The sequence below is a fragment of the uncultured Fibrobacter sp. genome, assembly GCF_946062555.1.
Classification (GTDB): Bacteria; Fibrobacterota; Fibrobacteria; order Fibrobacterales; family Fibrobacteraceae; genus Fibrobacter.
In genome coordinates, this window is the sequence record NZ_CAMGVQ010000106.1 from 1 (window position 1) to 5,416 (window position 5,416).

6 protein-coding genes and 1 pseudogene are annotated in these 5,416 nt (G+C 43.6%); 4 read left to right on the plus strand and 3 right to left on the minus strand.

Annotated features, from left to right (window positions below; genetic code table 11):
- Positions 1-136 precede the first annotated feature (136 nt).
- Positions 137-907, plus strand: coding sequence for a hypothetical protein (locus tag Q0P86_RS16360; RefSeq protein WP_295040972.1), 771 nt, complete (start codon positions 137-139; stop codon positions 905-907).
- On the plus strand, positions 904-1,314 hold the full coding sequence (locus tag Q0P86_RS16365) for a hypothetical protein (protein WP_295040974.1): 411 nt from the start codon (positions 904-906) through the stop codon (positions 1,312-1,314). Before Q0P86_RS16360 ends, Q0P86_RS16365 begins: the two co-directional genes overlap by 4 nt.
- A gap of 371 nt (positions 1,315-1,685) precedes the next feature.
- Here Q0P86_RS16365 and Q0P86_RS16370 read toward each other — a convergent pair whose 3' ends face one another.
- Both Q0P86_RS16370 and Q0P86_RS16375 read right to left on the minus strand, forming a co-directional pair.
- A complete protein-coding gene (locus Q0P86_RS16370; protein WP_295040976.1) occupies positions 1,686-2,159 on the minus strand; it encodes a helix-turn-helix domain-containing protein in 474 nt (157 codons plus the stop codon).
- 282 nt (positions 2,160-2,441) lie between these two features.
- Complete coding sequence (locus Q0P86_RS16375) at positions 2,442-2,582, minus strand: hypothetical protein (RefSeq protein WP_178805820.1); 141 nt, start codon at positions 2,580-2,582, stop codon at positions 2,442-2,444.
- Between the two features lie 253 nt (positions 2,583-2,835).
- Between Q0P86_RS16375 and Q0P86_RS16380 the strand changes: the two genes are divergently transcribed.
- Positions 2,836-3,291 carry a hypothetical protein gene (locus Q0P86_RS16380; protein WP_295040979.1) on the plus strand — a complete coding sequence of 152 codons (456 nt, stop codon included), beginning with the start codon at positions 2,836-2,838 and terminating at the stop codon, positions 3,289-3,291.
- A 236-nt stretch (positions 3,292-3,527) separates the two neighbouring features.
- A complete protein-coding gene (locus Q0P86_RS16385) occupies positions 3,528-4,850 on the plus strand; it encodes a hypothetical protein (RefSeq protein ID WP_367181823.1) in 1,323 nt (440 codons plus the stop codon).
- Positions 4,851-5,135: 285 nt separating this feature from the next.
- Here the strand turns inward: Q0P86_RS16385 and Q0P86_RS16390 are convergent.
- Positions 5,136-5,416, minus strand: a pseudogene (locus tag Q0P86_RS16390) (relaxase); the annotation flags it as partial.

The following is a 5,416-nucleotide window of genomic DNA, read 5'->3' on the forward strand; positions in this document are numbered from 1 at the left end:
GAATACCCGAAAACAACAGAATCAGCAATGATACGGACGCTGGCCTGATATCCTTAATAACCCTCACTATAATCGAAAAGAAGCCCTTTCTTTTCAAATAGCTCAACTGGAAAAGAAAAAGAAGCATCTTGAAAGTTTGATTGAAACAGCAAATCTTTTGAAAGAAATGGATGTTCCAATATCCGCAATTCGATTTGGTTCGCATGGATTGGAAAATCTACCATATGATACATTGGTTCCGGTAATTGTAGCAGCATTTAATGCAATGGATCTCAAGGAGCCTATGGAGCAGTCTTTTGTGGCCGTATTAACAGAAGAAGATGAAAATTATTGGTTTGAGACCCTTGACAAGGTAATGGTATTCTTTAAGGAAGATAGTCCCTATGATGATGACAGTGTACAGATGCAGATTTGTGCTTTACACCATATAACCGCAAAAGTGCTCTCGGATTCTATTTTTCTGTTCAAATGGAACAATCTTAATTTTGCGCCTGGGGCGGAAATTGCATCAGAAATCGATGATATTTATGGACCTGGCAGTGCTGAGTATTTGTTTCAGGCAACGTGTTATTACTGTACAAAGCATGAAGATAATCCCACGGATCGGAACCTGATTGATGCATTGAATAACATCGAAAACTTAGGCAGGAAAAAATATACGACTGGCTCCGAAGAAGTACAAGCTCAAGTTAAAAGGATACATGAGTTCTTTTCAAACATACCTGCAATGTCGCAAGCGGCTCATTTGAGTTTATTGAATAACATTGGAAATATGTTTGGGAGCAAAACATATAAAGAGCTTATCGATAACGGAGCAGAGCGCGGAGTCTCGTGGTTTATCTCCAGGGCCATTCAAATATATTGCACCCGGCTTAAAGAAAATGAATTTACGGAGGATACAGTATGAATAACATAGCTGAGGAAATATATGATCTGGTTAATACCACTGGTAAATCGGCTCCTGATATGACGAAAGCCCTAAAAAATATTGGCGATGGCGATATGCAACAAGGCATAAAAAAGTTATCCGACTTCTTCTCGGCCACAGCCAAAGAAATCGGCCTTGAACGTGGATTGAAATTGGGAGAACAACGCGGCTGGATCAAGGGGTCACTCACTACATTAGGAATTGTCTCACTTGCTGCTGGTGGCGTGTATATTAAGGAGAAATATGCCGCATTTAAGCGCAAGAAAGCATTAGAGCAAGAAGGACAAGTAATTCTTGCTGCAATTAAAGAAACGATTCCATCGGCAACGGAAACAACCACCACAGATATATCTGATTCTGAACGGGACAACAACACCAGTGAATAATATTGAATGGCATGAGTTGCTGGGGGTGTATATGCTTATATAAAGCGCATCAAGTTGGTAACCAAGATAAGTTGGCAGATATGGGTACCGCATAGCGGTAAGAAAGGAGGTGTAATCATGGGAGCAAGGTTCCCGGAGGTTGACTGGTATTGTGACCGTTGCAATGCTTACCTAAATTTACAGCCTGGATTTGACGACCATCATTATGTGTGGAAATGCACAGAATGCGGTCATAAAAACAGTATTTCCGCAGACTCCATTTATGAATCTGAAGAAGAATTCAGAAATTACAGTAAATAATAGATTTTTCCCAAAAAGGACGCCTCACCTAACAGTCATACGCTGTTGGGTGAGGCGTCCTTTTTGTAGTTTTATGAATTGTGGAGCATTATAATGCTCTGTATTTTTTTAATCTTTCGCGAAATTGTAGACCGGTTCACGCCCTGTAGACGAGCAATTTCAGCGGCGGAGAAGCCTTCGTAAAGAAGGCAGGCGATTTCTTCCAAATCCTTCGGCAACGCAGAAAGAAATTCCTTTACCTCAAGATTAAACTGTACTCGATCCATGTTGTCGCCTTCATAGTAGCCCCCCATCCCCTCCGGGTCCTGAGCTTCCAAAGAGCAATGGCGGCGGGTCTGTGCATGGTTATTGTTGTACTCACGGCGGTCAAGCTCCTGTAATTCAGCAAGCCAGCAGCTCCCCATGTCATCAACATCGGCAGAGCTAAAAACCAGTGTAGAGCTTGTCCCGTCTGCAAAGCGATAGATGTAGGTGTCGTGTTGGATAGTGGGAGTCCCCAAGAATTCATTTTTCTTGGTGACAGTAGATTTCTGTTTGTTCTTCATAATGTGTCCTTTCCGCCCGAAGCTAGGTACGGAAGGACACAAAAAGAGCCTGTGGCGGAAGATGACCACAGGCTTTAGGCTAAAAAAGCGCACAAAGCTGCGGTGGGAGCATCTTCGCCCGAAAAGCAACCTTCATCGTTGCGTCTTCGAACTCCTATGCGTCCCTCCGCCCTTATAGCGCTATTCGGACTATGAGAGAGTGATAATTGTGTTAGGTGAGGTAACCCCTGAAGGGGGGGCAGGCGTATTAGCTAATACATCGCTGCCCATCGATTTCAAATCTTACTTTTTCTTGCCAGGTTTGGTTTGCGCCAAAGCACTGCCTGCGACGGATTTCGATTTGCTGCTATAGCGACCATCTTTGAGAATCTGACTTGCCTTGGTAGCCACCGCCTTGGAAGTCTGCTTCCTGTTGCTTGCCATGCCGTTCACCTCCTTAACTTTTATTGGAGTGGATTTATGAGTGTTTACAAATTAAATTGCATGGATTAGTTGATTTTTGCATATTTTTGTAATATGCTAAAAATACAATTCCTAGCAATGTATCTTGGGACCACTCTTCGTCCTTCCGAATGCATTATCGCACCACAAAATGAGACGCGCAGCCGGTCGAACATGAGACAGATGAGACAAAACATGGGACAGATTTAATTGCATATGATAAGGAGAATTAGATGTGCTGGTAAAGACATATTTTGAGCGGCTATACACGCACATGCGGGAGGAGCTTTACTATCCAAACAGAAAGAATAGCGGTATATTTGTCGTGCGTTGCTTCTGCGCAGCAGGCAGCAACTATTTCCCATTTAAAAAAGGAAAACGGTACACCTCCAAGGATGTACCGTTGCCGAGAAAACTTTATGATGGCAGTCGAACTATGACGACGGATATAAAGGCATCTTTCCATCCATTTGACGATGCCGGCCTTACCGCTTTTTATAAGGAGAACATAGAAGATGATAAAACACGCAATGTGATGCTTGCATTCGGCATTTCTCCAACTATGGAAGAGAATAAGGATTGTCTGTGCAGAGCATTGTCGATTCAGTTCAGAATGTTTGTGGGAAGTAACTCTGAAGAGGTCGATGACATTGTAGCGATAGAATATCAAAAACTGCTTCGAGGACGCTGACGAAGATTGCACAGTTCACCGGAGAAATCAGCCTCGACACAATTCTTCCGCTTGTAAGCAGAGACTCTGACGGGAGAATCAAGCAGAATATTGTATATTGCAGTTCCATTGCACAGGCAGTAAACCTTGCCCGCAGCTATGCAAATAAAATTCCTACAGTAACGGCTAATCAGGATATTTGGACTCTTTCCAAGGAGATAAAGCAGGAGGTCCACGGCGATTATTTCCTTGCGGAATTGATCACAAAAGGCGTTGCTTATCATATTGGATATCTCCCGTCTACTATTCGAATGAGAATTGAAGAACTATTTCGAAGCGGTGCCATTACTACAATCTTCTGCACCAGTACCCTCGTGGAGGGAGTCAATATGCCTGCTGATAACCTCTTTATCACAAGTTATAAAAAGGGTTATGCCTATATGGATGCAGTTGATTTCCGTAATCTGATCGGACGTGTAGGCAGGATAGAATACAACCTTTATGGGAATGTATTTCTTGTCAGTATGAACGACAAGGTCAAGGAGGAAAAGTTCGAAGAACTACTTAAAGAGAAGATTCCAGAACAGAAACTGTCCATCGAATCAGGCTTGACTAATGCGCAGAAAAAATCGGTCGTAAAGGCACTGGTTAACGGGGAAATAGAGTTTGATAAGCACCCCCACAATCAGCCGGAAGAATCCTATACGCTGATGCGTAAGTTCGCTTTGATACTCTTGCGTGATATTACAAAAGGCCGAGACAGCCTTGTCCACAGGGAGTTTGCACCATTCCTTACAGAACACGATGAGGAAAAGATAAAGGCAAACTTTACACAAAAATCTGCAACGCCCGATGATGATATCAATGTGTCAGTTGATCAGACAGAGAACCTTACCAGTGCAATCGCACGAGGGATGTCTTATCCGACCCTAGACATTAATGGGAACGTTGACTACAACGAGTTGATGAACTTCCTCGAGCGAATGTGCCGCGTTTTCAAATGGGAAAAGTATGAACGGCAGACACTTGGAAGAGTAAGCAAGAAAACAGGAAAGCACGGAATGCTTCGTTGGTATGCTGTTATATTGATTCAATGGATTCAGGGAATGGGTCTTAGCAACATCATGAACAAAGCAATTGAATACAAGAGGAACGACAGTGAGGCTACGGTAAGAATCGATGGAAAACCAGTAAAATATGACGATTCCCGTGAGCACAGAAACGTTGTTATTGCGGACACCTTGGATGTTATTGAAAATGTGATCCTTTTCAGCATTTCCAATTATTTTTTGAGATTTTCAAACGAGTACAAGAGATTTCATAAGGTGGAAAGCTTCAAGAACGATTGGTATGAGTATGTTGAATACGGTACAACCAATCCTTTGACCATATTGCTGCAGAGAAGTGGTTTCTCCCGTGAAACATCGACTTATATTCGACAGCATCGTAGAGAGTATGTTGTGATGGCAGAAGACGGAGGCGTAAAATTGCGCCGCACGCTGTTACAAAGCAGAAATCTCGGAGCCGCCCGCGAATCAGCTGACATTCAGTACAATATGCCGGAAATTTTTGTCGATTAATGACGTGCGCATGGCATACAGAAAATCAATCGAGTTACCGATATCTGTTAGCAGAGCAATCGAAGCCCACAATCACATCCTGTGTGGAACCTGCGATGTGTGAAGAACCCTGTATAGGGAAATTAAAAGGAATCTCTCATCGCCAAGATTGTACTGGCAAGCAATGCCCCTGGATAGCCATTCGGCTTCCGGTGCTGCTTGTTGAGGGTATCCCCCAAGCCCCCATGAACGCAGAATTTCATTCTGCGGCTGCGCGTCCAAAGGACGTTTTCGACCACGACCAGCTCACCGCTGGTCGTGGTCTTTTTCTTTTTCAGTATCGTGTTCCGTCTCCATATTTAAGAGACGATCCACATTGGCCTTTGCTGCCAGCAGCTCCCGCATTTCCTCACGGGAGCGCCGGTACTCGGCATAGGTCTTTTTCTTTTCCTCCAGCAACCGAGCATATTCAGCTTGAAGTTCCTTAACCTTGGGCAACTTCTTGACACCCATATCATCGAAGGCGTTTTTGGCCGCCTGATGGAGCAGGATTTCTTCCTCGTGTTCCTGGCGAAATTTCTTGGAGT